Raw genomic sequence first — 25561 nt, 5'->3', positions numbered from 1 at the left:
CCTGACAGCCCAGCGTCAGCTGGTGGGCGGGCGCAGGCGCAGGTGGGTCCAGCGCAGCAGGTCCTGCCACATCTTGCGCATCTCGGCCTCCTGCGGGGTGCGCAGGGCGCTGGGCAATTCGATGGTCACCACGGGCACCTTCTTGTGCACGCCGCCATAGTTGCCCAGGCTGCCGGGGAAGATGCCGACCTGGTCCAGCACCAGACTGCCCAGCTTTTTGGGCGCGGTCACCGGACCGTCGTAATCGAGCACGCCATAAGGGGCATGCACCGCGACGATCAGGTGGGGTTGCCAGCGCTCCATCTCGTCGTGCAGCCAGCGGGTCTCCGGCTCGGACAAGGCCTGGTGCCCGGGAAAGCGACGCGGGTCCTTGCTGGTGCGGTGCTGCCAGTAGCGCGGGGCTTCCTTGTCCCAATGGGGCGTGGGAAAGTTGCGGTTCAGGTCCACGCCGTTCGCATTGGTGCGCGTGGGGCGAGCCTTGAGCATGCCATCGGGATTCATCAGCGGCACGAAGCGCCAGTGGATGTTGGCGGGCGCATCCTGCGCGGCGCCAATCCAGTGCAGCACCAGCGAGGTCGAGGACAGCTCGTCACCATGCACGCCCCCCACCACCAGCACGCGCAAGGTGGCCTTGGGGGCCACCACATCACGCGTCAGCAGGTTGTGCCCCTTCACCGAACGGGCGGGGCCGGGCTGCAGCTGCGCCAGATCGCACAGGGCTGGCGTCACATTGGGCAGCTTGCGCACCATGAGCTCGCAAAAGCGTGCGTGAGACTGAATCGGGGCGCCAGCGCGCGCCGCCTCACGAGCAGGAGCGGCGGTCGCGGTGGCGGCCGACATCAGCGCACCGACGCTGAGCAGCCAGGCAAATGAACGGAAAAAACGCATGATGGCCGATGATACCGGCACCAGGCGTCACGCACCACGCTGTTCGTTCAACGCGCCAGGGCCTTGAGCGCCTGCTTGATGCCGTCGCTGACCGACACATCGGGCGGCAGCGCCTTGAGGGCCACCTGCGCCTCCTTGTCGGAGTAACCCAGCGCGACCAAGGCTTGCAAGATGTCGGTCTGCGCATCGCTGACCGCGCTCCAGTCGGGCGTGGCCAGCACCGGGGCCATCTTGCCCTTGAGCTCGAGCAGCAGGCGCTCGGCGGTCTTCTTGCCGATGCCGGGCACCTTGACCAGGCGGCTGGCGTCCTGCGCCGACACGGCCTGGGCCAGCTCGTCGGTGTTCAGACCCGAGAGCAGCGCCAGCGCGATGCGCGGCCCCACGCCACTGATCTTGATCAGCTCGCGGAACGAGGCCCGCTCGGTCGGCGTGAGGAAGCCGTAGAGCAGCTGCGCGTCTTCGCGCACGATGAACTGGGTCAGCAGCGTGACCTTGGCACCGAGCTCGGGCAGGTTGTAGAAGGTGCTCATGGGCACCTGCACTTCGTAGCCGACGCCGTTGACGTCCACCAGCACAAAGGGGGGTGCTTTTTCAGACAGCACCCCAGTCAGTCGAGAGATCATGAGCCCAGTTTAGCGGCGGAACAGGCCCAGGCGCTGCGCTTCGAGCGCGGCTTCGGCCCGCGACGACACATTGAGCTTGCGGTAGATCTGCTTGACGTAGTCGGCAATGGTGTGGCGCGACAGGTTGAGCTGCACGCCGATTTCGGGCAGGGTGAAGCCCTTGGCCACGCGCAGCAGCACCTCGTTTTCGCGCTCGGTCAACTGCACGTGCGGGGTCACGTTGTCGGGCTCGCGCATGGGTTGCTGGCGGGCCTGCGCCGTGAAGTACTGGATCACACGGCGGGCGATGGACGGCGACAGCGGGGGCTCGCCTTGGCTGATGCGCTGGAGCTGCTCGGAGAGCTGCTCGCGCGACTGCTCCTTGAGCAGGTAGCCGAAGGCGCCGGCCTGCAATGCGGGGAAGAGGTGATCGTCGTCTTCGTGGATGGTCACCACCACCGACTGGGCCTCGGGCTGCTTCTCGCGCAGCGCCTGCACCACTTCCACGCCCGACCCATCGGGCAGTCCCAGGTCCAGCAAGGCCACATCGAAGCGCACGGCGTTGACCAGCTCCAGGGCATCGTGGATGCGGGAGGCTTCACTGATCTGGGCGTCCGGGAACACCTGCATGACCAGGGCCTTGAGCCAGGCGCGGATTTCGGGCAGATCTTCCAGGAGAAGAATTTGCTTCATAGGGGTGTGACCTCTCTCTCTACGGATGGGATGGATGCGCTCACTGGCCGCGCACCTGATCCACCATGCGTGGGACCACGTGGGCCCCCGGCTGCTGCATGGTGGCGACTTCAAGAGGCAGCGTCAAGCGAATGACGGTGCCAAAACCGGGACCAGACTCGACCAGACATTGCCCGCTCAGCTGCTTGGCACGGTGCTTCATGCTCGTCATGCCGTGACCGCGATCCGGGCGGTCGTCCAGCTCCAGCGCGATGCCCTTGCCGTTGTCCTGAATGACGAGCACGAAATCGTGCAGATCCAGATGCACCTCGGCCGAGACCACGACATGCGAAGCCCCGCTGTGCTTGATGACATTGCTGACCGCCTCGCGCAGGATGCGCGTGGTCTGCACATAGGTGCGCGAAGACAGCGGCTCTTCGATGATGTCGTTGGGGTTGCGCCATTCGCACTCGATGCCGGCCTGGCGCAGGCGCGAGACCACCTCGGCGCGCCAGTCGGCCAACGCATCAGACAGCACCATGGGTCGCCCAGTCAGGCCGCGCACTGACAGCCGCATTTCTTCCAGCGCCTCACGCGCCAGCGTCGAGATGCGGTCGTTGTTGCTGGTGTGGACGATGGTGAGCAGCTTGGCGCCCAGGTCGTCGTGCAGGTCAGAGGCAATGCGCTTGCGCTCCTTTTCGGCCACCTGTTCGGCGCGCAACTCGGCGATCTGGTTGAAGTTGCGCTCCAGGTCGGCCGTGACCTCCTTGACGCGCTGCTCCAGCTTGGTCTTGGCCCCCTGCGCGGCCTGCAAGGCCTTGGCATACACCTGCATCAGGCGGATGGCCACCGCGGCATACAGCAGCGGCATCACGAAGTGGGTCACGTGCACACCCCACAGCTTGATCCAGCCCGCCTGGTAAGACAGTTCAATGCCCAGCACCGCCACCACCACGCCCATGACCGCCGACATCAGCCAGAACTCGGGACGACGCTTCTTGCCCGCAGCCCACAGGAAGTAGGCAATGCCGGCACAGATCTCGATGGCGAACACCGGGTACCAGAGGCCCACGCCATCGAAGATGCGATCGAACCCCAGCCACACCAGCGTCAAGGGCACCAGCACGCACTGCGCCCACAACCATGCGCGCACGCGCCACATCCAGACCTCGCTGATCATGGGCTGCAGACGAGCCCCGGCATAACAGAGCACAAACTGCACGGCACAGCCCACCAGCGGGGCAAACATCATGGCGATCAGCACCTCGACCGTGGCATTGGGCGCGGGCAGCTCGGTCAGCCAGAAACGTGCAGTCGCCAACGCCCAGCCCGTGGTCAACAGGCCGAAGTACGCCAGGTAGTCGAGCCGACGAATCCACGCCAGCCCCAGGGCGAACAGACCCATCACGGCCAGGATGCCCCCCAGCACGCGCGACAGGGTCGAGGTCCAGAACTCTTGCTCGTCGTACAACTCGCGAATGTCGGCCAAAGAGCCGATGCGTACCGACGCCAAGCCACCGGCGCGCTGCCGCGCCGCCACCTGCTCCAGGGGATAGCCCACCACCTTGAGGTCCAGCACATTGCCCTGTGCCTTCAACAGCGCCAGAGGCAGGGAAACCACGTGTGACCGGTAGCAGTGCCGGGCATAGGGTTCGGTCATGCGCCCGCCACGGTACAGCACTTGACCATTGAGCCGCACTTCCACATTGGAGCAGGCCCGCTCGATGTAGATGGCCCGCAAATCCTCTCCCCCTGGACGCGCAATAGCCTCGTCGATCTGGAAGCGATACCAGATCCCGCCCTTGTAGCCAGGGTGATTGAGGGCCCATTCGTCGGGCAAGGCCAACCAACGCCCGGGCGCACCTTCCGGGAAGCGCTCCGCCTCGCTGGGCACCACCCAGGCACGGCTCAAGGTCTGGATGCCCGCCCCCTCCGTGTTGCCTGCAGCCGGGTGGCTCAGGCGCACGGCCTCGCGGTTGAGCAGCAACAAGCCCCAACCAACCGCGCCGGCCAGCAGCAAACCCATGAACAACGCCATCCAGAACAGGCGCCGCGAAACCCCGCCACCGCTGCGGTCGGCCGCAGCGTCGCTCACCCCCTCCTCGGCGGTGCTCCACTCCTGACGGAAACGGCGGGCCCACGATTGCCACCCGCGATACGACATGCTCAAAACGGCTCCTGCTGCGGCACGCGATCCGTGCACGACAAAGTTCGATTGATTTTCGCAAGAGATGTCATGCGCTGACGCGCACGGCAGGCGACAATTTGCATGCTTTCGCTCAATACAGGCCGCTATGCAACTGCGACACAGCTTTTCGCCTCCGGATAACTCCCGACTTGCACATCTGTGCGGTTCGTTGGATGAACATCTGCGCACCATCGAAGCGGCCTTCAATGTGACGCTGAGCCGGCGCGGCGAACACTTCCGCATCGAGGGCGCGCGCGGCGTACCGCAGCAGGTTGTCGAGCTGCTCGAATCGCTGTATGCGCAAAGTGCGCGGCCCATCAGTGCCGAGATGGTGCAGCTCGCCATCACCTCCGTGTTGGCAGCCAAACAGCGCGCGCTGCAACCCAAGCGCGGCCGCACGGCCGATGAGGTGCCGCCCCTGCCCGACGAAGCGCCGGACGGCCCCACCCTGCACACCCGTCGCGCCGACCTGCAGGGCCGCACGCCCAACCAAGTCAGCTACCTGCGCCAGGTGCTGAGCAACGACCTGACCTTCGGCATCGGCCCGGCCGGCACAGGCAAGACCTTCCTGGCCGTGGCCTGCGCGGTGGACGCGCTCGAGCGCAGCAGCGTACAGCGCATCATCCTGACGCGCCCGGCGGTGGAAGCCGGCGAGCGCCTGGGCTTCCTGCCCGGCGACCTCACGCAGAAGGTCGACCCCTATCTGCGCCCGCTGTACGACGCGCTCTACGACCTGATGGGCTTTGACCGCGTCACGAAAGCGTTTGAAAAGGGCCTGATCGAGATCGCGCCCCTGGCCTTCATGCGCGGCCGCACCCTGAACCACGCCTTCATCATCCTCGACGAGGCGCAGAACACCACGCCCGAGCAGATGAAGATGTTCCTCACCCGCATCGGCTTCGGCTCGCGCGCGGTGGTGACCGGCGACATCAGCCAGATCGACCTGCCACGCGGCGCACGCAGCGGCCTGATTGAGGCCGAGCGCATCCTCAAGCGCGTCAAGGGGGTGGCCTTCACCCGCTTCACCTCGGCCGACGTGGTGCGCCACCCGCTGGTGCAGCGCATTGTCGAAGCTTACGATGCCGCCCAGGCCGCCGAACCCGACACACCCCGGGGTGGCCGCGCCCCACGTCCCAGCGAACCTCCTGCCGACGGCCCTGACGCCGACCTGCCGACCCAATGAAACCGACCCTGAGCCTGAGCCTGCAATTCGCTGACAAGCGCCACCGTGACCAACTGCCCCGCCACAAGGTGGCGCGCTGGCTGAAAGCCGCGCTGGAAAGCGATGCGGAACTGACCGTGCGCATCGTGGACGCCGAGGAGGGACAGGCCCTCAACCGCGACTACCGCCAGAAGGACTACGCGACCAATGTGCTGACCTTCGACTACACGCAAGAGCCGGTGGTCATGGCCGACCTGATTCTGTGCGCGCCGGTGGTCGAGCGCGAAGCCCAGGAGCAGCACAAGGACCTGGTGGCGCACTACGCCCACATGCTGGTGCACGGCGCCCTGCACGCGCAGGGCTGGGATCACCTGGAAGACGACGAAGCCCAGGCCATGGAGCAGCGTGAGCGCGAGATCATGGCCGCGCTCGGCTTCGACGATCCTTACGCGACGAACTAAGCGGGCGGCGCCGGCATCCAGAGTGCCGCGCCACCGCCCTTCGCCGACGCTCAGGCGGCTTTCAGGCCGCTGAGAAAGCCCGTGGTGCCGCCCTCATGCAGACAGCGCGGCTTCCACTGGCCCACACGCTTGGCGATCTCGGCGATGTGGTCGGGCGTGGTGCCGCAGCAGCCCCCGGCGATGTTCAGGAAACCTGCCTTGGCGAACTCTTCGACCAGGCCGCCCGTGATCTCGGGCGTTTCGTCAAAACCGGTATCGCTCATCGGATTGGGCAGGCCGGCGTTGGGGTAGCAGCTGATGTAGGTGTCCCCGGCGATCTTGGCCAGCTCTTCGATGTAGGGGCGCATCAGCGTGGCGCCCAGCGCGCAGTTCAAGCCGATCGCAATGGGGTGCGCGTGGCGGACCGAGTGCCAGAAGGCGCTCACGGTCTGGCCCGAAAGGATGCGGCCTGATGCGTCGGTCACGGTACCCGAGATGATGATGGGCAGGCGCTCGCCGGTGTCCTCGAACAGCTCGTCGATCGCGAAGATGGCAGCCTTGGCGTTGAGCGTGTCGAAGATGGTTTCGACCAGGAAGACGTCACAGCCGCCTTCCATCAGGGCCTTGGCCTGCTCGTAATAGGCCTGGCGCAGCGTGTCGAAATCGACGTTGCGGGCGCCGGCGTCGTTCACGTCCGGGCTGATGCTGGCCGTCTTGGGGGTCGGGCCAATGGCGCCGGCCACGAAACGGGGCTTGTCGGGCGTGCTGTAACGGTCGCAGCATTCGCGCGCCAGCTTGGCCGCTGCGAGGTTCATCTCGTAGGCCAGCTCGGGCAGATCGTAGTCTTCCTGAGCCACGGTGGTGGCGCCAAAGGTGTTGGTCTCGATCAGGTCAGCCCCGGCAGCGAGGTACTGCTCATGGATCTCGCGGATCACCTCGGGCTTGGTGAGCTGCAGCAGCTCGTTGTTGCCCTTGAGGTCCTTGGGATGGTCGGCAAAGCGGGCGCCCCGGTAATCGGCTTCCGTCAGCTTGTAGCGCTGGATCATGGTGCCCATGGCGCCATCGAGCACGACGATGCGCTCGCGCATGATCTGGGGCAACTGGGCCGCACGGGTGTAGGGCCGACGCTCGACCGGAGGCAAAACAGAGGCGGCGTCAGCGCGGGCAGCGGAGGAAGCAGGGGTGTTCATGCCGCCATTTTAGAGAGTCGGGCGCACTGTGCAGGCCAACCACACCATGCCCCTTGCCGAAAAGCTTATAAATGGCGGATGCACACCGATCTGGACAAACCCGCGCAAGGCTGGCGCCGCACCCTTTACACCGTCATCTACGAGTCGGACACGCCTGCCGGGCGGCGCTTCGACCAGATCCTGATCTGGACCATCCTGATCAGCGTGCTGGCCGTGATCCTGGACAGTGTGGCCAGCATCGCCGACACCCATGGGCCGCTGCTGCACGTGCTGGAGTGGGGCTTCACCCTGGTCTTCACGGTCGAGTATGTGCTGCGCCTGGCCTGTACCGAGCGCCCCCGCAAGTACGCCCTGAGCTTTTTCGGCATCATCGACCTGCTCTCCATCCTGCCGTCCTACCTGGCCCTGATCGAGCCGGGCGCCCTGTTCTTCCTGGATGTGCGCATCCTGCGCCTGATGCGGGTGTTCCGGGTGTTCAAGCTCACGGGCTTTGTCTCGGAGTACACGATCCTGGGCCTGGCGCTGCTGGCCAGCCGGCGCAAGATCATGGTGTTCATGTCCTTCGTGCTGATGATCTCGCTGCTGATGGCCACCGCCATGTATGTGTTCGAAGGGCCCGAGCATGGCTTCACCAGCATCCCCACGGCGATGTACTGGGCCATCACCACGATGACGACCGTGGGCTTTGGCGACATCACGCCCAAGACCGACATTGGCCGGCTGATTTCCTCGTTCGTGATGCTGATGGGTTGGAGCGTGCTGGCCGTGCCCACGGGCATCGTGACCGCCGAGCTGACGGCCAAGCGCCGCCAGGCTGCCGCAGGTGCGCCACTGGACAGCCCCAGCCAGTTCACGGATGTGAGCTGCCCGCGTTGTGATGCCATCGATCAACACCCGCAAGGGCGTTACTGCTGGCGTTGCGGCGCAGACCTGCGCCCGCCCGCCTCGCCCTGAACTCGCCCCGGCTCAGCGACCGACTTGACGCAGCAAAGGCGCGTAGTCCAGTTCGGACCATGCCGTGATGGGGCGCCCCGCCCCCTTCGCAGCCTGCTTGACCTCCGCCGCCGGACGCGACGGGCCTTCCGGCACCACGCCCATGACCGCCATGTCCTGCCGCAGCACCCACACCAGCAGGTCACGCTCAGGCATCGGGCGGGCGTACAGATAGCCCTGTAGCTCATCGCACTGCAAGCGGGTGAGGATGGCCGCCTGCTCAGGCGTCTCCACCCCTTCGGCAACCACCTTCAGACCCAGCGCATGGGCCAAGTGCACCACCGCCTCGACAATGGCCTGCGCATCTGGGCTGGAGTCCAGGTCTCGGACGAAGCTGCGATCGATCTTGAGTTGACGGGCGGGCAGTCGGCGCAGGTAGCTCAGGCTGGAGTAGCCCGTTCCAAAGTCGTCGATCGAGAGCTGCACCCCAATGTCGTCGAGCAGGTCAAACACCCGCAAGGACGCCTCGATGTCGTCCATGGCCACCGACTCGGTGATCTCCAGGATCAACATGGCAGGCGGCACGCGGTGTCGCACCAGGGCTTCGCGCACGCGTCGCTCCAGATCGGGCTGACGCAACTGGTGGGCCGAGAGGTTCACCGCCACCGGCACGTCGACCCCGGCCTCGTGCCACAGCCGCACCTGGCGGCAAGCGGCATCGAGAACCCACAGGCCCAACTCGCCAATCAGCCCAAACCGCTCCGCCACCGGGATGAAGGTGGCAGGGCTCACCAGACCGCGCACCGGATGCTGCCAACGCAACAAGGCCTCCACGCCCGCCAAGGCCCCGCTGCCGGCATGCAGCTTGGGCTGGAAGTGCAGCATCAGTTCGTCTCGCGCGATGGCGTGCCGCAGGTCACGCTGCAAGGCCACCTGGTCGACCCCCACCTGGTCTTCGCCACTGCGATGAAAGCAGTAGACCCCACCACCCGCCTTGCGGGCCGTGAGCATGGCATCGCTGGCGTGGGTCAACAGCAAACGGGCATTGAAACTCTCGGGAGAGCGCGCGATGCCGATGGAGGCACTCACCGAGAGCTCATGGCCGTCGACCAGGCAGGGTTCATGCACTGCGGTCAAAAAGCGCTGCGCCAACTGGGCCATGTCGTGCTCGTCCACCAGGCCATGCGCCAGCACGAGGAATTCGTCAAACTCTGCGTGGGCGAGCACATCGCCTTCGCGCAGGGCCACCTTCAACCGCAGTGCCAAGTGACGCATCAGCTGATCACCGTGGGCGTGACCATAGGTTTCGATGAGGGTGCGCACGCCATCGACGTGCAGACGCATCAGGCACAGCCGTCTCGCCGGCGATGCACCCGCGTCTTCCAACACTTGGTGCAACATGCGCTCGAACCCCTGGCGGTTCAGCAGCCCGGTCAAAGGGTCATGCTGCGCGGCCTCCTCCAGAGCGGCCTGCGCCTCTTTGAGCGAATTGACCAGCACCTGCTGTCGCCGCTGCGCGCGGGCATCGAGTCGCATGCTGAGATGACCCATGACCAGCAACATCAGCACGGCACCAGAGAGCACCAGCACCAGGCCATCACCCGACAGGTGGTCCACGCTCAGGCACTCGGCCCCCGCGGGCACCTGCATGGCCCACACCATGCACACCTGACCCGCGTTGAACAGCCCACTGATGCCCAGCACCTTCAAGGACCGCACCCACAGAGGTGGCTCGACCGCCAGACTCTGCCGCAAGGCCAGCGAGCCCAGCAGGCAGCCCCCCAAGGTCAGCAGCGAGGCCGCCATCAAGCGCCAGACATCCCAGGACACACTCGGCTGGAACATGATGGCCGACGCGTGAATGAAGGTGAGCAGGCAGAACCCGAACGCAATCAGGACCCCACCGATGACGCGCAGGCGCACAGGAAAATGCAGACGGGTCTGCATCCAGATGGCCGCCGCACTGATGACGACGGCCGGCATCCAGGCAGCCAGCACCACCTGCGCCACGAATCCCACACGGATGGGCAGCTGCAGGGCCACCAGATTCAGCAGGGATTGCGCCCAGAAACCGGTCCCGACGCACATCGCGCCGCCCAGCCACCAACCCAGGCCGGCATCTCGGTCGTTGGCGCGCACACAGCGCACGACCGTGCCTTGCAGGAACAGAGCGTACAAGCCGAGGGCCCACGCGATGAGCAGGGTCGACGGCTGAAATTGGGCGTCCATGAAGGGCGAAGACATGCGAATCGATACAAAACGGTGTCGCAGTCTAGGCAGGGGGGATGGCACCAGTCATGGGCACTCACCCCAGCTACGGGGGCGCAAACGGCTCCCCGCGCGCATTTTCGTTAATGCATCACGACTGGCTGCTGCGCCATCCCGGCGAAGCGTTCCAGATACGCATCAAAGTCTTCCACGCTGTGGGCTGATTCGATCAAGGCCTCGACCCCTTGCTTGAAGGACTCGGCCAAAGCGCCTTCGAGGAAGAGCTCCTTGCGTGCATGCTTGTCCACGATCTCGTAGCCACCGCGCGTCAAAGCCGGCCCGGCCCCCTCGGTCGTGGCGACCCCCAGCTCGGGCAGCATCTCGATCTGCACCACGGCATAGCTGTCGGAGTTGTAGAGCATGTGCATGGACGTGACTCCTTGTGTGATCCATCTGTCAGGTCATCAGATAGGGACGGGGCCGCTGTCTGCAAGACCATCATGGGTCTTTCTTCGACCTGCGCACACCCCGACTTGACGGCTGTGACACACGAAAATGACCAAGATGTGTCCAAGTGCACATTCCCCTCGGATTGGGGCCCGGATGGCACATCACCCCCCTGAGAGGGATGCGGGTCACGCGCAGACGCTCTACAGTCTCAACCAGTGCTGTCACACGGTTCTGCTGAGCAGGACAACAGGGAAGACAAGAAAAAAGAAGACATCACGCCAAGTGGCCCCGTCGGTTACCGTCGGGGCCATTTTCTTGGGTGTGCAGCGCATGCGCCGCCCTGGTCAAGGTTGGGCCGCCAGGGCCTGCTCGATGTCGGCCACCAAGCTGCGACTGTCAGGGGCGGTGAGGCTGTTGTAGGCCTCGACCGTGCGCCCATCCCGGGCGATCAGGTACTTGTAGAAGTTCCATTTGGGGGTGGTCCCCGACAGCTTGGCCAACTCGGCGAACAGCGGGTTGGCCTGCGCGCCCTTGACGCTGCTCTTGGCGAACATCGGGAACTTCACGCCAAAGGTGTTGGCGCAGAACTCGGCAATCTGCTTACCCGAGTCGGGCTCCTGCTGTCCGAAATCATTGGACGGAAAACCCAGCACCACCAAACCCCGACCTTTGTACTTGGCGTACAAATCCTCCAATCCCTTGTACTGGGAAGTGAAGCCGCAGTAACTGGCCGTGTTGACCACCAGGATCACCTGCCCGCTGTACTGGCACAGCGACTGGGGCTTTTCGTCTTGCAGGCGAGGAAAGGTCTTGTTGAGCAGGGCCGGACACGTGCTGGACACCGGCGCGGCGGTGCCTGCTGGTGCAGCCTGGGCCACGCCCCCTGCCGCAGCGACGCCCAAGAGGGTGAGAGACAGCATCCAGGGACGCAAACACAAGGCGGTGGTGAGCATGGCGGACACGTGGTGAGACGGAAGATCACAGCTTACCGCGCGCGCAAGGCCCCACACCGAAGTCGGGCTTGCCTGCACCGATGCGAGGCGCCGTCACGCGAGGCCGCCTGCGCTTGGTGCGTCCCCAGCGAAGAGCGCCCTCGCGACGCCGTCGGTCGCAGCGCGAATTGTGCATGGCGCACAAAGCCACTTGTGATGGGTGAACGGTGACACGCGCAGCACCGCCGACGTGGGCCGTGGCACAGGGTTTGCACTGTGAGCGGTGTCCCATGCAACCGGAGTCACCCCATGGCCCAAGCCCCCGACCTCGATCACGACTACCCCCTCAGTGAAGTCCCGCCCGGCGCCCGCAAAGGACTGCTGTCCACCTCCATCCTCTTGTTCGGCTTCACCTTCTTCACGGCCACCATGTTTGCCGGCGGCAAGATGGGCATGGCCTTCGACTTCAAGACGCTCATCTGGGCGGCCATCGCGGGCAACCTGCTGCTGGGCCTGTATGCCGCCGTGCTCAGCCTGATCGCCTGCCGCAGCGGCCTCAACTCTGTGCTGATGGGCCGCTTCTGCTTTGGCGAAACCGGCAGCAAGCTGTCGGACTTCCTGCTCGGCTTCACCCAGATCGGCTGGTACGCGTGGGGCACCGCCACCATCGCCCTGGTGCTGGTCAAGATGCTGTCGCTGCCCAGCAGTTGGACCATGCCGCTGATGGTGCTGTTTGGCTTCGGCTTCAGCCTGACGGCCTTCATCGGCTACAAGGGCCTGGACCTGCTGTCGCGCGTGGCCGTGCCCGCCATGCTCGCGTTGCTGGCCTGGTCGCTGTGGATCGCCACGCGGGATGCCGGCGGCCTCCAAGGCCTGCTCGCCATCCAGCCCAAGGAAAGCATGAGCTGGCACATGGCCATCACCCTGGTGTTTGGCACCTTTGTCAGCGGCGCCACCCAGGCCACCAACTGGACGCGCTTTGCCCGTGATGGCAAGACCGCCGTGCTCTCCAGCCTGGTGGGCTTTTTCATCGGCAATGGCCTGATGATCGTCGTGGGTGCCTACGGCGCGATGGTCTACCAGCAGCCCGACATCGTTGAAGTCATGGTGCTGCAAGGCCTGTCGGTTGCGGCCGTGGTGATGCTGTTCCTGAACCTGTGGACCACCCAGGACAACACCATCTACAACTTCGCCGCGGCCGGCTGCAACCTGGTCCGCCAGGATCGCCGCGGCACCATCACCCTGGTCGGCGCCGGCATCGGCACGCTGCTGGCGATCGCGGGCATGTCGGACATGTTGATCCCCTTCCTGATTCTGCTGGGCTCGATCATCCCGCCCATCGGCGGCGTGATCATGGCCGACTTCTTCCACGGTCACAAAGGCCGCTACCCGCAGCTCAGCACCACCACCCTGCCCCGCTTCAACGGCGTCGGCCTGGGCGCCTATGCCATCGGCGCCGTGTGCGCCTACGCCTCGCCCTGGGTGGCGCCACTGGTGGGCATTGGCGTGGCCGCGCTCAGCTATGTGGTGCTGTTCGAGATCCAGCGCGTGCGCGTCGCTCGTCAACAACTGGGCAGTGTCAGCGCATGAGCCTGAGCATCAGTGATGTGTTGCTCCTGCCCCGGCTCCAGGCCATGCGCCTGCGTGCCGGGCAGGCCGGCGAGCACCACACCGTTCGCTGGCCCTATGTGGCCGAGAACGAGTCGATTGCCGAGTGGGTGCTGGGCGGTGAGCTGGTGTTCGTCACCGGCATCAACCAGCTGCGCAGCGAGGCCAACCTGTGCCAGCTGGTGCGCGAGGCCCATGAGCGACGCTGCGCCGGCCTGGTGATCCTGACCGGTCCCGAGTACATCCGGGAGATCCCAGACAGCGTGCTGCACGAGGCCGATCGCCTGGGCCTGCCCCTGATCGAGCAGCCGTATGCGCTGCCCATGATCGTGGTCACCGAAGCCATCGGCTCGGCCCTGGTGCAAGCCCAGTGGCTGGGCAGCTCCCGCCAGCAGTTCGTCGAGCACCTGCTGGAAGGCCACTTGGTCGATGACGCCGTGCGGGCCCACCGCGCCGCCAGCCTGGCCATCGACCTGCGCCAGCCCCGTCAGGTGCTGGTGCTGACCTTGGGCGGCAGCGCGGCCCTGTTCCGCTCGTATGCGCCCGACATGGCAGAGACCCTGCTGCAGTCGTTCCGCCAAGGGGTGCTGTCGCACCTCACCCGCGCCCTGGCCGAGCTGGGCGAGCCCTGGCCCATCGTCAGCCAGGCCGAGCAGTGGCTGGCCCTCTTGCCCGCTGCCGCCAGCGACGAGGCCCAGCGCAACCGCAGTCTGGTGGAGCAACTCCTGCACACCCTCAACGATGGCGACACGCCCTTGCGCGTGTTCGGCGGCCTGAGTGCCGTCTGCCCACAGGCCCGGGACCTGCCGCGTGGCCTGACGCAAGCCCGCCAGGCCCTGGTGGCCGCCCAATCCTTCCCCGAGCGCCTGGGCCTGTGCTGCTTTGAAGAGCTGGGGGTGCTGGAATTGCTGGTGGCGATCCGCGACCGCAGCCTGCTGGACCGCTTCGTGCAAACCACTCTGGGCCCTTTGCTGCAGCACGATCAGAGCCACCATGCGGCCCTGACGGCGACGCTGGAAGCCTGGACGCAAACCAATGGCAACTTGGTGGCGGCGGCACAGCGGCTGAACGTGCACCGCAACACCCTGAACTACCGCATGCAGCAGATCCAGATCCTGACCGGCCTGGACCTCAACGATGCCCAACACCGCCTGAACATCGCGATTGCGCTGATGATCTGGCGACTGTCTCCTCACCAATCTCACACACGCACCCTGCCATGAACCACATTGTCAACGCCCGCCTGCGTGGCCGCACCGGCCTGTTCACCTTGCGCTGGGATGCCGGCCGGATCAGCGCCATCGAGGCGCAAGCCGACACCCTGCCCCCGCCTGCAGCGGACTCAAGCGGCTTCGATGCCGCCGGCAAACTGGTGATCCCTCCCCTGGTCGAGCCGCACATCCACCTGGACGCCGCCCTCACCGCGGGCGAGCCGAACTGGAACCTCAGCGGCACGCTGTTCGAAGGCATCGAGCGCTGGGCCGAGCGCAAGGCACTGGTCACGCCCGAGGACACCAAGTCCCGCGCGCACCGCACCATCCGCATGCTGGCCGCCCATGGCATCCAGCACGTGCGCACGCACGTCGATGTCACCGAACCGGGTCTGGGCACGCTCAAGGCCATGCTGGCCGTGCGCGAGGAGGCCCGCGACCTGGTGGACCTGCAGATCGTGGCCTTCCCGCAAGAAGGCATCGAGTCCTTCGCCAATGGTCGCGCGCTGATGACCGAGGCCGTGGAGATGGGCGCAGATGTGGTGGGCGGCATCCCCCACTTCGAGAACACGCGCGACCAAGGCGTCTCGTCGCTCCACTTCCTGATGGACCTGGCCGAACGCCACGGGCGCCTGGTGGACGTGCACTGCGACGAAACCGACGACCCCCACTCGCGCTTCCTGGAGGTGCTGGCCGAGCTCACCCGTGTGAAGGGCATGGGTGCGCGCGTGACAGCCAGCCACACCACGGCCATGGGCTCATACGACAACGCGTACTGCTACAAGCTGTTCCGGCTGCTCAAGCAGGCAGGACTGAGCTTCATCTCCTGCCCCACCGAGAGCATCCACCTGCAGGGCCGCTTTGACAGCTACCCCAAGCGCCGCGGCCTGACCCGCGTGCCCGAGCTGGACCGCGCCGGGCTGAACGTGTGCTTTGCGCAGGACTCCATCGTGGACCCCTGGTACCCGCTGGGCAATGGCAACATCTTGCGCATCCTGGATGCGGGACTGCACATCTGCCACATGCTGGGCTACGAGGACCTGCAGCGGGCGCTGGACTTCGTGACCGACCATGGCGCCCAGGCCATGGCACTGGGCGAGGGCTATGGTCTGGAAGTGGGCCGACCGGCGAACCTGGTGCTGCTGTCCGCCGAGAACGACTATGAGGTGCTGCGCACGCAAGGGCATGCGCTGCTGTCGGTGCGGCATGGGAAGGTGGTGGTGCGCAGGACGGTGGGGGAGGTGGTGTGGGGGTAAGGCACCTGCCGAAGCCACACAACACTCAATCCACCGAACCAGAATCGTTCGTGTTACTCGTACAGAAAAGGAATTCAACTTCTGTCAAAAATCACTCTTGCCCTAACATGCCCCTCACTCTCACGGCGAGTGGCCGTCATCATGCGCAGAGTAGTTCTTGTCAGAACATCCTCCATGCTCATGAGATCTGGCACGTCAGAGTCTGAGATCTTTGGGAGTTGCCCCGGGCTGCGCTTCTGAAGCTCTGCCACTTTACGCTCATATGCGTTCAAGGCTTCTCCACGTCGCTGCTTAGCCGCCACATCAGCTATCAACTGCTTTCGCTCAAGAGCCGACGTCGGGCCCAGCAGATAGAAGGAGGCGTGAGAGTCATGAATATGCTGATCGAATAACTCCGCAATCAATGCTGGGACTGGTTGAGGGGTTGCCTTCTCAGCCAACACGATGCTTTCAGCCTGCGTAAGCACAGGAACCTCGACTCGTGCGCCGGCACTCGCCATAGAGGCATCTTGCAGAGCAGTCGATATTGGATTCTTCCGTCGATGTGCCTGTGCATCACGATCCCTCTGTGCCTGCGCAACATCGCGCAGGAAATCCTGCTCGCTGGCATGCAAGTCCTCGCGATCCTGTTCACTAGCCGCCTGATAGCTGGTCAATCGATTCAGGTGAGAGCCCACGTGCAAGCGCCAACGCCAGTACCAGCGCAAGTGCTCCAACACCGTTTTATTGATCTCTCCGCCTTTGGGGCCGTACTGAAGGTATTCGTCGAATCGCTGCGCAAGCTCTTGCGAGAGCGCCAAATCGTTGATTGTTTCGGCACGTCCAATTGAATCCAGTTCCTTGGCATCAGCCAACGGCACCCCTGCCGCACGCGCCTCACGAAACATATGCAAGAGAGGCACCTGTGACAAAAGGTCTGCCCTGCTACGCGCCTTGCCCTGATCTCCTGGTGCGTAGCCACCACCCACATCGGAGTGGGCGCCAGGGTACATCACCTCGCGCACGGCGCATAAACTCTTTCGAGTGGTCGACAGTGGGAACGACTTGCGAATTTCATGCATTGCGACGTAGTGCACACATCGATCTACCCTCGCAGGGAGTTCCAGCGTGCCGTCAGCCCAGCCCATAAAGCCACCGTCATTAGGTACTGGAGCAGAGTTCGCCAACCCCACAGATGCCACTGTGTCGAATAGCCCCACAAACTGGATACGCAGACGCGGGATGCATCCATAAAGCCTGTCATCTGCCTCAACCACTGTCTTCCAGAGACGGTCCAACCAATGACAAAAAACTCGAGCTTCAGCCGCGCCACGGGAAAAGCCGAACACCGTCAGGTACAAAGTCTGAAGCCGCGGCTTGTTATCACGTAGTTTTGCCGCAAGTTCTGAGATTAGAGTGCTGAATACACCACGTCTACGAGCATCACTGGTCGAAACCAAGTTGCCCCCCCCCAAGGAAACTGGGGCCGTTGACCAAACTTGCCAGTCTTGCTTTGTCAACCAATGGTTGACCACTCAATGCTCTGTGAGCTGCATTCAACACCTGAATCATGGCCCAGTGAATACGAGCCTCACCTCCTCTGGCCATCGACTTGCCTTCCCTGCTCTCACCCATCTCTCCGATGTCGGGAAAAGGCGTACCTACACCTGGAACGTAGTAACGATAATGCTTGGGACGCTGGTCGTTGTAGGCGTCAAATAAAACCACTACATTGGAGTGACTGCGTGCGTTAGGGTCCTGCACGTCTTCTTGGTCGCGTTTTTTGTTATTGTTGGTACCATCAAAAAACATGCCCACATGCACGTCCGCCACGCAAGCCGGCAAAGTGCAAGCACCTTGACTAACTGCCTGAGCCCGTGACAGTTGCTCTCTGGCCGAAAGCCGTGATGACGCGGGCTGCGCCGCGCCCGGCTTGAGTACCGTGCTCATTTCAGTTCTCTCCAGTTTGGATTATCCAAGGGGTGAGGACGCCCTAACTTGGCAGGATGATCCTTGTGCTCAGGATCAAACGAGGTCACATATACCTTAACTTCGTCGTCAGGCAGAAAGAACACCTGCACTGTGTCTCCGTTGTCGAAGGGCTCAATCAAGACCTCTTTCTTGAGCGTCCTGTATTTCCATTCAGGAGGTTTTTGCCCCATCTGGAAATCCAAAGGCAGTGGCGGGCAACGCGTGTTCTCAGGCCCTCTTTGTCCGCAATCGCTACGCCGCCATCCAATCGTCACCTTGAGGTCAGGTGACCACCGCTCAGGCAGGTTCACACAGCACACCGTGCCATAACCACCGCCAATGCTGATGCCCCCCCCCCAGGCACCGTTGACGTAGTACTCCTGAATGCCTTCGCTGCTGTAGTTGAATCCTGAGATCGTGCTTGCACTGGCTTCGTTCTTCGGTAGCTCCTTGCCGCAAGCTGAGAGCAGCACCGCCACACCAATGATCCACATCCGACTCATTTGTCGTCGTTTCATGTGTTCGCTTCCCCGTAAAACGCTGCCTGGGACTCGGACTCGATAGCTGCCCAGAGTTCGTCTGGCCACTCATTCACCCATTCAGTGAAGCGTTGGTTCGGCTTGCGATGCTCACGCCAGCCTTGTGCCAACACTGGGCTGGCATGGAAGTCGTCATACGTGCTCAGGCCCAACACCACAAACTGAAACAGATCAGGTAAGTCGTCAAGGCCGTGTGCGTGTGCAGCCGCGAGCATGCTGACAAGCCTCTGGTGAATGAGGCCTCCCTCTTGCTGAGGCAAGATGTCTGGCATTTTCTCCAGCAACATCTGATAGACCATATCTGGTTCGGCCATCGTGAGCATTTGCGAAAACTGCTGCGCATCGAATTCCAACAGTCGATCTGGTGTGCTGATCTGACCGTTGTTCCGATCGAATTTCTCGCAGGTCCACCCCTGCCCTAACCGATCCGGCCACCCCCACCAATTGATCACAGAAGCCAACTGCTCACGCTGATGTGGTTTCAGCACAGCTAGCAGCGAAGACGTGACCCGAGTATCAGCAAATCGGCAGTACAAGGGCACATCGTCATCATCTGTTTCAACCCAGGCAAGCCACTGCAATACGGTTACAAGACTCGCCATATCGGACCGCGGCGATAGCAACGAAAAGGCGGGCTTGAGTTGGCACATTGATACCAACTGGCGCAAGAAGTCCGAGTTGTCCGGCATCGCACTCAGCAGAACAGGCCCGTGCTGACCAAAGCTATCGAACGCGCGCCCCTTGAGTACCCAATGAACTTGTACCGAGTGCCGCAGCACGAGACGATCAAGTAATTTTTCATTGAGCATACTCATGTCCAGCAGTGCCAGCCATGGTTCGGCCTCCTCGGCACACACCGTCACCATGCGCTCGCACAGTGCGCTCGAAACAGGAGAACAAGCGAATTGCATCTGCTCTTCAAACCGTTGCAAATGGAGAGCCAGCTTTCATGGCTGCAAGCATGCATGCCAGGCAGAACTGACGCGGAAGTGGGGGCATGGGCCACCCAATCGTCCCCGGTCCCACCATCGCCTTCTTGCTGGCCTTGACCGTGATCTTCCCCGGACACTGGGCCGTGAACTGCCCACCTGCAATGGTGATGCTCGCGCCACCTGACACCGCCAGCACGACCTTCTTGGCTGCGGCAAGGTTGACCACGCCACTGGCCGTCTTCAACTCCAGCGTCTGCTTGGCTGCCACCTGAGCGGCACCGGCTTGCGCCTGCAGGTCGATGGGGCCTTGCGCGGCGATCATCGTCAGGCCTTTGCCTGCTGCTTCGCTGCCAGGCTGGATGGCCCCAGCCAGCACGCCAATGGCCTGCCCGACCTGCACGCGAGCCTGTCCACCTACGGCCCAATGCGTGTCTTGTCCACTGGCGATCTGGATGGTGTCCTGGCTGCTCAGGTGCAGATCCTGCCCTGCCGTGAGGCCGATACCGGCTTTGCCAATCAGGGCGATGTCGGGGTCGGCCATGTGGGGCACTTTGTCGGCGCCGCCTTGGGTGAGCTTGTCAGCCGCATCGGCTTGCGCGTTGGGCAGGCTGGTGCTGCTGACCATGCCGCTCAGGCTCTTGGTCAAGGCGGCAGCGGGTGCGGCTTGATCATCAAGCGCGCTCTGGCCGGCTTGCTGGCTGCCAGCCGCGGTCGCCAGCCCCACAGTCTGGTGGGTGGTCGCCGCCTGATGGAAGGTCTGGCTCAGTTGTTGGGCTTGCTTGGCCAGGGCCATGCCGGGGGCGTTGTCACCGGCGGGCTCAGGCGTCTGCCCTTGGCCATCACGCAGGCTGAAGGTGCTGAGCATGATGCCGCGCGCGGCGCGCAAGCCACCCCAGCCGTCGGTGCGCAGCTCAAAGCCCAGGCCGCGGAAGCTGCCGCGGTGGTTGTCGGCCTGGTGCAGCAGGTGGCCCATTTGCAGCCAGGTCTGGTTGTGGGTGCTGTGCAGTTGGGTGCGCAGTTGGCCAGGGGTGTCGTCGAGCACCAGTTGGTTGTGGCCGCTGCCACCAAATTCCTTGCTCTTGACGCCGCTGAGCGCCGCGGCGTTCGCCTGACCTTCGTTGCCCTCGCTGGGGGCACCAGGGGCCGCACCGTGCCAGGCCGGGCTGTGGCCGCCGCTGCCGCTGTTGACGCGGTTCATCTGGCTGCTGGGGCGATGGTCGGTGGACTCGGCCAGGGCCGCCGTGTCCGGCGCACCCGCGGCGCTACCGGGCGTGGGCGCGATGCCGGAGTCGCCTCGGCCGTTGTAGAGGCTGGCAATGACCACCGGGCGGTCGATGTCGTTGCCCAGAAAGCCGACCAACACCTCCTGCCCGATGCGGGGGATGAACTGGTGGCCGCCGCCGGCCGTGGCGGCACGCTGCACGACGCGCACCCAGCAGCTGTGGTCGCTGTTGGCACGCTGCAGTGCAAAGGGATTGGCCTGCCAGTGGAACTTGACCTTGATGCGGCCCAGCGCATCGGTGTGGAGCTCGTCGGCGCCTTGGGCGCTGATCTGCCCCTGCGGGCCGACGACGATGGCGGTTTGCGGCCCCAAGGCGGTGGGGCGCGGACGGGGGCGTGCGCCGGTGCCGTCCAGCAGCACCGGGCGCCAGGGCACCTTGCGGCGCAGGGCCTGGAACTGGCAGGCGTAGCCGGTGCGCTCGGCGCGTTCGCGCAGGGCTTGGGTGTCGGCCGCCGTGTCGGTGGTGGCATCGGGGTCGATGGCCTGCTCGGCGCCCTCCTCCATGCCCAGTGCAGCGGGCAACGCCGCCTCGCCCAGGCTGCGCGCAATCGCTTCGCTGAGGTCTTTGGGCAGGTTGTTGATGCCCAGCGCGTGCACGCGGGTGAAGAAGAAGTCCTTGTCGCCCTCGGCTTGGCCGAACTGGGCCAGCGGGTCGAGGGTGGAATGGGTGACGGCCGCCCAGGTGCCGGCCCGCAGGGTGCGCACCGTGCCACGGCCCAGCCAGCGCTTGTAGCGCGCCTCCAGCGCCTCCTGCAGGCGGGTGGCGGCGAACTGGGCTTCGGCGCTGCTGCCCCAGATGAAGTCGCCGCTGGGGTCATAGCTGCTCAGCCAGGTTTGCAGGCTGCTGGCTTCGGTGCCGCCCCATTGGTGCGCGGTGGGCACCTCGGCGCTGATGGCAGCGTGGGCCTTGTAGTCCCAGCCTTGCACCACCGTCGCGGTGGGGCCCAACTCGCGCAGTGCGGCCAATGCCTGGATGCTGTCTTGGGCCTCCTGGCTGCTGCTGCCGTGGAAGCGGATGCCGCGCCCGCCCAGACTGCTCTGGCTGGTGGGGTCTTGCGGCTGGCGACTGCTGTCCACGAAGAAGACGACACGATGCCCCCCGGGGGCCGCCTCGTCTTCCTCCACCCGCCAGCCAATGCCCTCCTCGGCCAGCAGGCGCTGGACGAAGGCGAGGTCGGTCTCGCGGTACTGCACGCAGTAGCTGCGCTGGCCGCCATTGCGGGCAAACAGGCCCTGGGCCACGTAGGTGGGCACGTCTTCGTCCCAATCCCAGGCGGCAATGCTGGCGTGGTCGGCGAACACGTCTTCGACGATCTCGATCACGCTCTTGTCCTGCCAGACGCGGCTTTGCAGGCTGTGGCCGAGCAAGGCGATCCAGGGGCGCAGCAACAAGGCCTTGCGGGCCAGGCCGCCGTCACTTTGCAGAGACCAGGCCTCGGTGACGTAGCCACTGCGGCGCGCCTGGCTGCCATCGGCCAGGGTGGTCAGCAGGGTGACGGGACGGGCGTAGAGCTGTTTCAGCTCGACATGGGCGTCGAGCACCAGCGTGTTGAGGTAGAGCACGAAGGGCTCGGAGACCGCATCGTGCAGGATGAAGCTCTCGACCATCAGGTCGGTGGGCAGCGGACGCTCGCGGCTGGCCGAGGCCAGGTGATAGAGACGGGTGTCGGTGTGCCAAGCCGCCACCAGCGCCTGCCACAGCGGCGCAGCGGAAGATGGCAATGGCGGCAGCTCCGGCATGCCGGTCAGTTGACCGGGTCGGCCCGACAGAATCATGGTGTCCCTGGGTGAAATTCGTTTGCCAGGGAGTCTAGGAGGGGGGGCTGCGCGGGGACGCCCCCCTGATGGGGTGAATGTGCAACGGCCGGTAACGCGGCCTCAGGCGCTGGGCACCATGTGCCAGGGCTGGACGCTGGCATCGCCAGCGAACAAGGGGTGGGCCTCGGCTTCGGCCAGGGTCAGCACAGGCGTCACGCAGGCATCGGCGTCTGCGAAACGTTCGGCCCAGACGGCCAGGGACTGGGAGGCCACCAGCGCTGCCACCTCGTCACGCAAGGCCTGCGCATCCGGTGTGCCGGGGAAAGCACCGCGCTGCCAGTGACGGTCGATCCAGTCGGGGCGGCCAAACACCTCGCAGGCGGCTCGCCAGAACTTGTGTTCCAGCGCCCCCACGGCCAGGTGGCGATCGTCGGCCGTGCGGTACAGGCTGTAGCAGGGCAGTCCGCCGTTGAGCATGTCTTCCCCGGCGCCGGGACGGTGTCCCAGCATGGGGGCCAGCAGGGCGGCCGTGGAACGGGGCATGACCAGGTGCGCGTGCAGGCCGTGCGTCATGCTGACGTCGATGTGGTGACCCTCGCCCGTCCGCTGGGCAGAGAACACGGCCGACAGGATGGCGATGGTGGCCATGGCGCTGCCGCCGGCCAGATCGCCCCACTGCACATTGGACTGCGCCAGGCTGCCATCGGGCGCACGCATCTGATCGAGGGCGCCCGACAGGGCCATGAAGTTGAGGTCGTGGCCGGCCTTGTTGGCCCACGGGCCGGTCTGGCCGTAGCCGGTGATGGACACCATGACCAGACGCGGGTTGCGGGCGTGCAAGGTCGCAGCATCCAGGCCCATGGCCGTCAGGACCCCGGGGCGGAAGCTGTCGACCATGACATCAGAGGTGGCCAGCCAGTCGCGCAACTGCGCCAGATCGTCAGCCTGTCGAAAGTCGATGCGCCGACAGGTCTTGCCGTGGTTCAGGCTGTCGAACAGCGAACCCAAGGCGCGGGCCGGGTCCCCCTCCGGCGGCTCGACCTTGAGGATGTCGGCGCCCAGGTCGGCCAGCATGCGGGTGCTGAACGGGCCGGGCAGGTTGCGCGTGAGGTCGATCACGCGCAAGCCGCTCAGCAGCCCGTTCAAGCCGGTGCCCACGGGAAGGCCGGGCGCATCGGTGCGGGCATTCGTCACGCCACGTCCTCGAAGCGGCCACCTTCTTGCGCCATCTTCACCACGATGGCAGCGGGCTCGAAGCGGGCGCCATGGCGCTGTGCCAGTTCACGCGAACGGGCAACAAAGGCCTGCGCGCCCATCGCGTTGATGAACTGCAGTGCACCACCCTGGTGGGGTGCAAAGCCCCAACCGAAGATGGAGCCGATGTTGGTGTCAGACACCGAACGCACGACCTTCTCTTCATAGCAGCGCGCGGCTTCGTTGGCCTGGATGAACATCAGGCGGTCGATGATCTCCTGCTGGCTGGGCTGTTCGGCCTTGGGCGGGTAGATCTCCAGCAGACCGGGCCACAGGGTCTTCTCCTTGCCCTGGTAGTCGTACAGGCCCTGGCCGCTCTTCTTGCCGACGCGGCCACGCACGCCACACACCTCCTGCAGCACAGCCTCGCCAGGATGCGCCGGGTAGGCGATGCCTTCGGCGGCCAGGTCCTTGCGGGTCTGGGCCGAGATGTGCAGTGACAGGCTCAGCGAGACCTCGTCTTGCAGGGCCAGCGGCGGCATGGGCATGCCGGCCTTCAGGCCTGCGACCTCGACGGAACGCGGGTGCACACCTTCGGCCACCATGGCCAGGCCTTCCATCACATAGGTGGCGAACACGCGCGAGGTGTAGAAGCCGCGCTTGTCGTTGACGACGATGGGTGTCTTGCCGATCTGCAGCACGTAGTCGAAGCCGCGCGCCAGGGTCTCGTCCGAGGTTTGGGCGCCGACGATGATCTCGACCAGCGGCATCTTGTCAACCGGCGAGAAGAAGTGCAGGCCGATGAAGTTGGCCGGGCGCACACTGGCCTTGGCCAGGCCGGTGATGGGCAGCGTGGAGGTGTTGGACGCGAACACGGCGTCCGCGGCGATGACGGCTTCGGTCTTCTGTGTGCAGGCGGCCTTGATGTCGCGGTCTTCGAACACCGCTTCGATGACCAGGTCGCAGCCCTTGAGGTCCTCGTACGAGGTCGTGGTCTGGATGCGGGCCAGCAGCGCATCGCGCTTCTCGGTGGTGCTGCGGCCGCGCGAGATGGCCTTGTCCAGGATGCTTTGCGAGTAGGCTTTGCCCTTGTCGGCGTTCTCTTGCGTGGTGTCGAGCAGCACGACGTCGATGCCGGCCTTGGCCGAGACGTAGGCGATGCCCGCGCCCATCATGCCGGCGCCCAGGATGCCGACCTTCTTCACCTGGGTCTCGGCGATGCCTTTGGGACGCGACTGGCCTTTCTTGATGGCGTTGAGCTGGTGCCACAGCGTGCCGATCATGTTCTTCGAAACCTGCGAGACGACGCAGGCGGCGAAGTAGCGCGACTCGACCTGCGAGGCGGCATCGAAGTCGAGCAGGCAGCCCTCGAACAGGCAGCTCATGATGTGGGTGAGCGCCGGGTAGTTGCCGTGTGCCTTGGCGTTGGCCATAGACGGGGCAATGGCCAGCACCTGCACCACGGCCGGGCTCTTGCTGTCGCCACCGGGGATGCGGAAGCCCTTGGTGTCCCACGGCGCGGCGGCCTTGGGGTTGGCCAGGCACCAGGCTTTGGCCTTGGCAATGAGCTCATCGCGTGAGCTGGTCAGGTCGGTGACCAGGCCCATGTCCTTGGCCTTGGCTGCAGTCAGCTCCTTGCCTTGGGTGATGAGCTCCAGGCTCTTCTGGATGCCGATGAGGCGCGGCACGCGCTGGGTGCCGCCGCCACCGGGCAGCAGGCCCAGCTTGACTTCAGGCAGGCCGAGCTTGAGCTTGGGGTCGTTGAGGGCGATACGAGCGTGGCAGGCCAGTGCCAGCTCCAGGCCACCGCCCAGCGCGGTGCCGTTGAGCGCGGCGACCACGGGCTTGCCGCACTTTTCCATGCGGCGCAGCATGCCCTTGAGGCTTTCGCACAGCGCGTAGGCCTCGTCGGCCGAGGTGATCTGCGTGAGCTGGTCGATGTCGGCGCCGACGATGAAGGTGGACTTGCCCGAGGTGATGACGAGACCCTTGAGGGCGGCGTCGGTTTCCAGGCGCTGGACGAGTTCGGCGAAGGGCGCGGTCAGCGTCGGGTTCAGCACGTTCATGGCCCGGCCGGGCATGTCGATGGTGACCAGGCCGATGCCGTCGGCGTCGATGTCCAGGGTGAAGGCTTGCGCGTTGACGGATGTGGTCATGTTGGGTTGC

21 protein-coding genes are annotated in these 25561 nt (G+C 64.8%); 6 read left to right on the top strand and 15 right to left on the bottom strand.

From position 1 onward, the window contains the following. Positions 1-15: 15 nt before the first annotated feature. Genes WIT60_RS01045 through WIT60_RS01030 form a run of 4 tightly spaced genes read right to left on the bottom strand, consistent with a single transcriptional unit; the run spans position 16 to position 4326 of the window. Entirely contained in the window at positions 16-888 is an 873-nt protein-coding gene (locus WIT60_RS01045) for a M14 family zinc carboxypeptidase (RefSeq protein ID WP_339582097.1), read from the bottom strand. A gap of 47 nt (positions 889-935) precedes the next feature. Beyond that, the gene (gene ruvA / locus WIT60_RS01040; RefSeq protein ID WP_339582096.1) at positions 936-1511 is read right to left on the bottom strand and encodes a Holliday junction branch migration protein RuvA; all 576 of its coding nucleotides are present in this window, start codon (positions 1509-1511) and stop codon (positions 936-938) included. Positions 1512-1520: 9 nt separating this feature from the next. Further along, a complete protein-coding gene (locus tag WIT60_RS01035) occupies positions 1521-2183 on the bottom strand; it encodes a response regulator (RefSeq protein ID WP_339582095.1) in 663 nt (220 codons plus the stop codon). Between the two features lie 40 nt (positions 2184-2223). Further along, positions 2224-4326: a sensor histidine kinase gene (locus tag WIT60_RS01030; RefSeq protein ID WP_339582094.1), complete on the bottom strand. Its 2103-nt coding sequence runs from the start codon at positions 4324-4326 to the stop codon at positions 2224-2226. Positions 4327-4456: 130 nt separating this feature from the next. On the opposite strand from WIT60_RS01030, the gene WIT60_RS01025 reads away from it, so the two are divergent. After that, on the top strand, positions 4457-5533 hold the full coding sequence (locus WIT60_RS01025; RefSeq protein WP_339582093.1) for a PhoH family protein: 1077 nt from the start codon (positions 4457-4459) through the stop codon (positions 5531-5533). Continuing rightward, positions 5530-5973, top strand: a complete 444-nt coding sequence (ybeY, locus tag WIT60_RS01020; RefSeq protein WP_339582092.1) for an rRNA maturation RNase YbeY — start codon at positions 5530-5532, stop codon at positions 5971-5973. The genes WIT60_RS01025 and ybeY overlap by 4 nt, the downstream gene beginning before the upstream one ends. Positions 5974-6023: 50 nt before the next feature. Here ybeY and WIT60_RS01015 read toward each other — a convergent pair whose 3' ends face one another. Then, positions 6024-7142 (bottom strand): homocysteine S-methyltransferase family protein, encoded by a 1119-nt coding sequence (locus tag WIT60_RS01015; protein WP_445207623.1) that lies wholly within the window; start codon positions 7140-7142, stop codon positions 6024-6026. Between the two features lie 78 nt (positions 7143-7220). Between WIT60_RS01015 and WIT60_RS01010 the strand changes: the two genes are divergently transcribed. Next, entirely contained in the window at positions 7221-8096 is an 876-nt protein-coding gene (locus WIT60_RS01010; protein ID WP_339582091.1) for an ion transporter, read from the top strand. Between the two features lie 12 nt (positions 8097-8108). Here the strand turns inward: WIT60_RS01010 and WIT60_RS01005 are convergent, their stop codons facing one another. The 3 genes from WIT60_RS01005 to WIT60_RS00995 all read right to left on the bottom strand — a co-directional run bounded on the left by WIT60_RS01005 (position 8109) and on the right by WIT60_RS00995 (position 11686). Further along, entirely contained in the window at positions 8109-10304 is a 2196-nt protein-coding gene (locus WIT60_RS01005) for a putative bifunctional diguanylate cyclase/phosphodiesterase (protein ID WP_339582090.1), read from the bottom strand. A gap of 122 nt (positions 10305-10426) precedes the next feature. Further along, on the bottom strand, positions 10427-10711 hold the full coding sequence (locus tag WIT60_RS01000) for a BTH_I0359 family protein (protein WP_339582089.1): 285 nt from the start codon (positions 10709-10711) through the stop codon (positions 10427-10429). 366 nt (positions 10712-11077) lie between these two features. Next, on the bottom strand, positions 11078-11686 hold the full coding sequence (locus WIT60_RS00995; protein ID WP_339582342.1) for a glutathione peroxidase: 609 nt from the start codon (positions 11684-11686) through the stop codon (positions 11078-11080). A 288-nt stretch (positions 11687-11974) separates the two neighbouring features. On the opposite strand from WIT60_RS00995, the gene codB reads away from it, so the two are divergent. The 3 genes from codB to codA are packed head-to-tail and all read left to right on the top strand — an operon-like array spanning position 11975 to position 15740. Continuing rightward, the gene (codB, locus tag WIT60_RS00990; RefSeq protein WP_339582088.1) at positions 11975-13255 is read left to right on the top strand and encodes a cytosine permease; all 1281 of its coding nucleotides are present in this window, start codon (positions 11975-11977) and stop codon (positions 13253-13255) included. Continuing rightward, a complete protein-coding gene (locus tag WIT60_RS00985; RefSeq protein ID WP_339582087.1) occupies positions 13252-14496 on the top strand; it encodes a PucR family transcriptional regulator in 1245 nt (414 codons plus the stop codon). Before codB ends, WIT60_RS00985 begins: the two co-directional genes overlap by 4 nt. Continuing rightward, the gene (gene codA / locus WIT60_RS00980; RefSeq protein ID WP_339582086.1) at positions 14493-15740 is read left to right on the top strand and encodes a cytosine deaminase; all 1248 of its coding nucleotides are present in this window, start codon (positions 14493-14495) and stop codon (positions 15738-15740) included. The genes WIT60_RS00985 and codA overlap by 4 nt, the downstream gene beginning before the upstream one ends. Positions 15741-15814: 74 nt before the next feature. Here codA and WIT60_RS00975 read toward each other — a convergent pair whose 3' ends face one another. The 7 genes from WIT60_RS00975 to WIT60_RS00945 all read right to left on the bottom strand — a co-directional run bounded on the left by WIT60_RS00975 (position 15815) and on the right by WIT60_RS00945 (position 25551). Next, positions 15815-17179, bottom strand: a complete 1365-nt coding sequence (locus tag WIT60_RS00975) for a Tle1 family T6SS lipase effector (RefSeq protein ID WP_339582085.1) — start codon at positions 17177-17179, stop codon at positions 15815-15817. Next, positions 17163-17669: a hypothetical protein gene (locus WIT60_RS00970; RefSeq protein WP_339582084.1), complete on the bottom strand. Its 507-nt coding sequence runs from the start codon at positions 17667-17669 to the stop codon at positions 17163-17165. Before WIT60_RS00970 ends, WIT60_RS00975 begins: the two co-directional genes overlap by 17 nt. Then, positions 17666-18208, bottom strand: coding sequence for a DUF3304 domain-containing protein (locus tag WIT60_RS00965; RefSeq protein WP_339582083.1), 543 nt, complete (start codon positions 18206-18208; stop codon positions 17666-17668). Before WIT60_RS00965 ends, WIT60_RS00970 begins: the two co-directional genes overlap by 4 nt. Then, a complete protein-coding gene (locus WIT60_RS00960) occupies positions 18205-19161 on the bottom strand; it encodes a DUF4123 domain-containing protein (RefSeq protein ID WP_339582082.1) in 957 nt (318 codons plus the stop codon). The genes WIT60_RS00965 and WIT60_RS00960 overlap by 4 nt, the downstream gene beginning before the upstream one ends. After that, on the bottom strand, positions 19148-22219 hold the full coding sequence (locus tag WIT60_RS00955) for a type VI secretion system Vgr family protein (protein ID WP_339582081.1): 3072 nt from the start codon (positions 22217-22219) through the stop codon (positions 19148-19150). Before WIT60_RS00955 ends, WIT60_RS00960 begins: the two co-directional genes overlap by 14 nt. Before the next feature lie 102 nt (positions 22220-22321). Next, entirely contained in the window at positions 22322-23395 is a 1074-nt protein-coding gene (locus WIT60_RS00950; protein ID WP_339582080.1) for a CaiB/BaiF CoA transferase family protein, read from the bottom strand. Continuing rightward, entirely contained in the window at positions 23392-25551 is a 2160-nt protein-coding gene (locus WIT60_RS00945; protein WP_339582079.1) for a 3-hydroxyacyl-CoA dehydrogenase NAD-binding domain-containing protein, read from the bottom strand. Before WIT60_RS00945 ends, WIT60_RS00950 begins: the two co-directional genes overlap by 4 nt. Between the last annotated feature and the right edge of the window lie 10 nt (positions 25552-25561).

Source organism: Aquabacterium sp. G14, assembly GCF_037482285.1.
Taxonomy (GTDB): domain Bacteria; phylum Pseudomonadota; class Gammaproteobacteria; order Burkholderiales; family Burkholderiaceae_C; genus Aquabacterium.
Note: the sequence above shows the minus strand (reverse complement) of the source record. Positions and strands in the feature narration are given on the sequence as shown.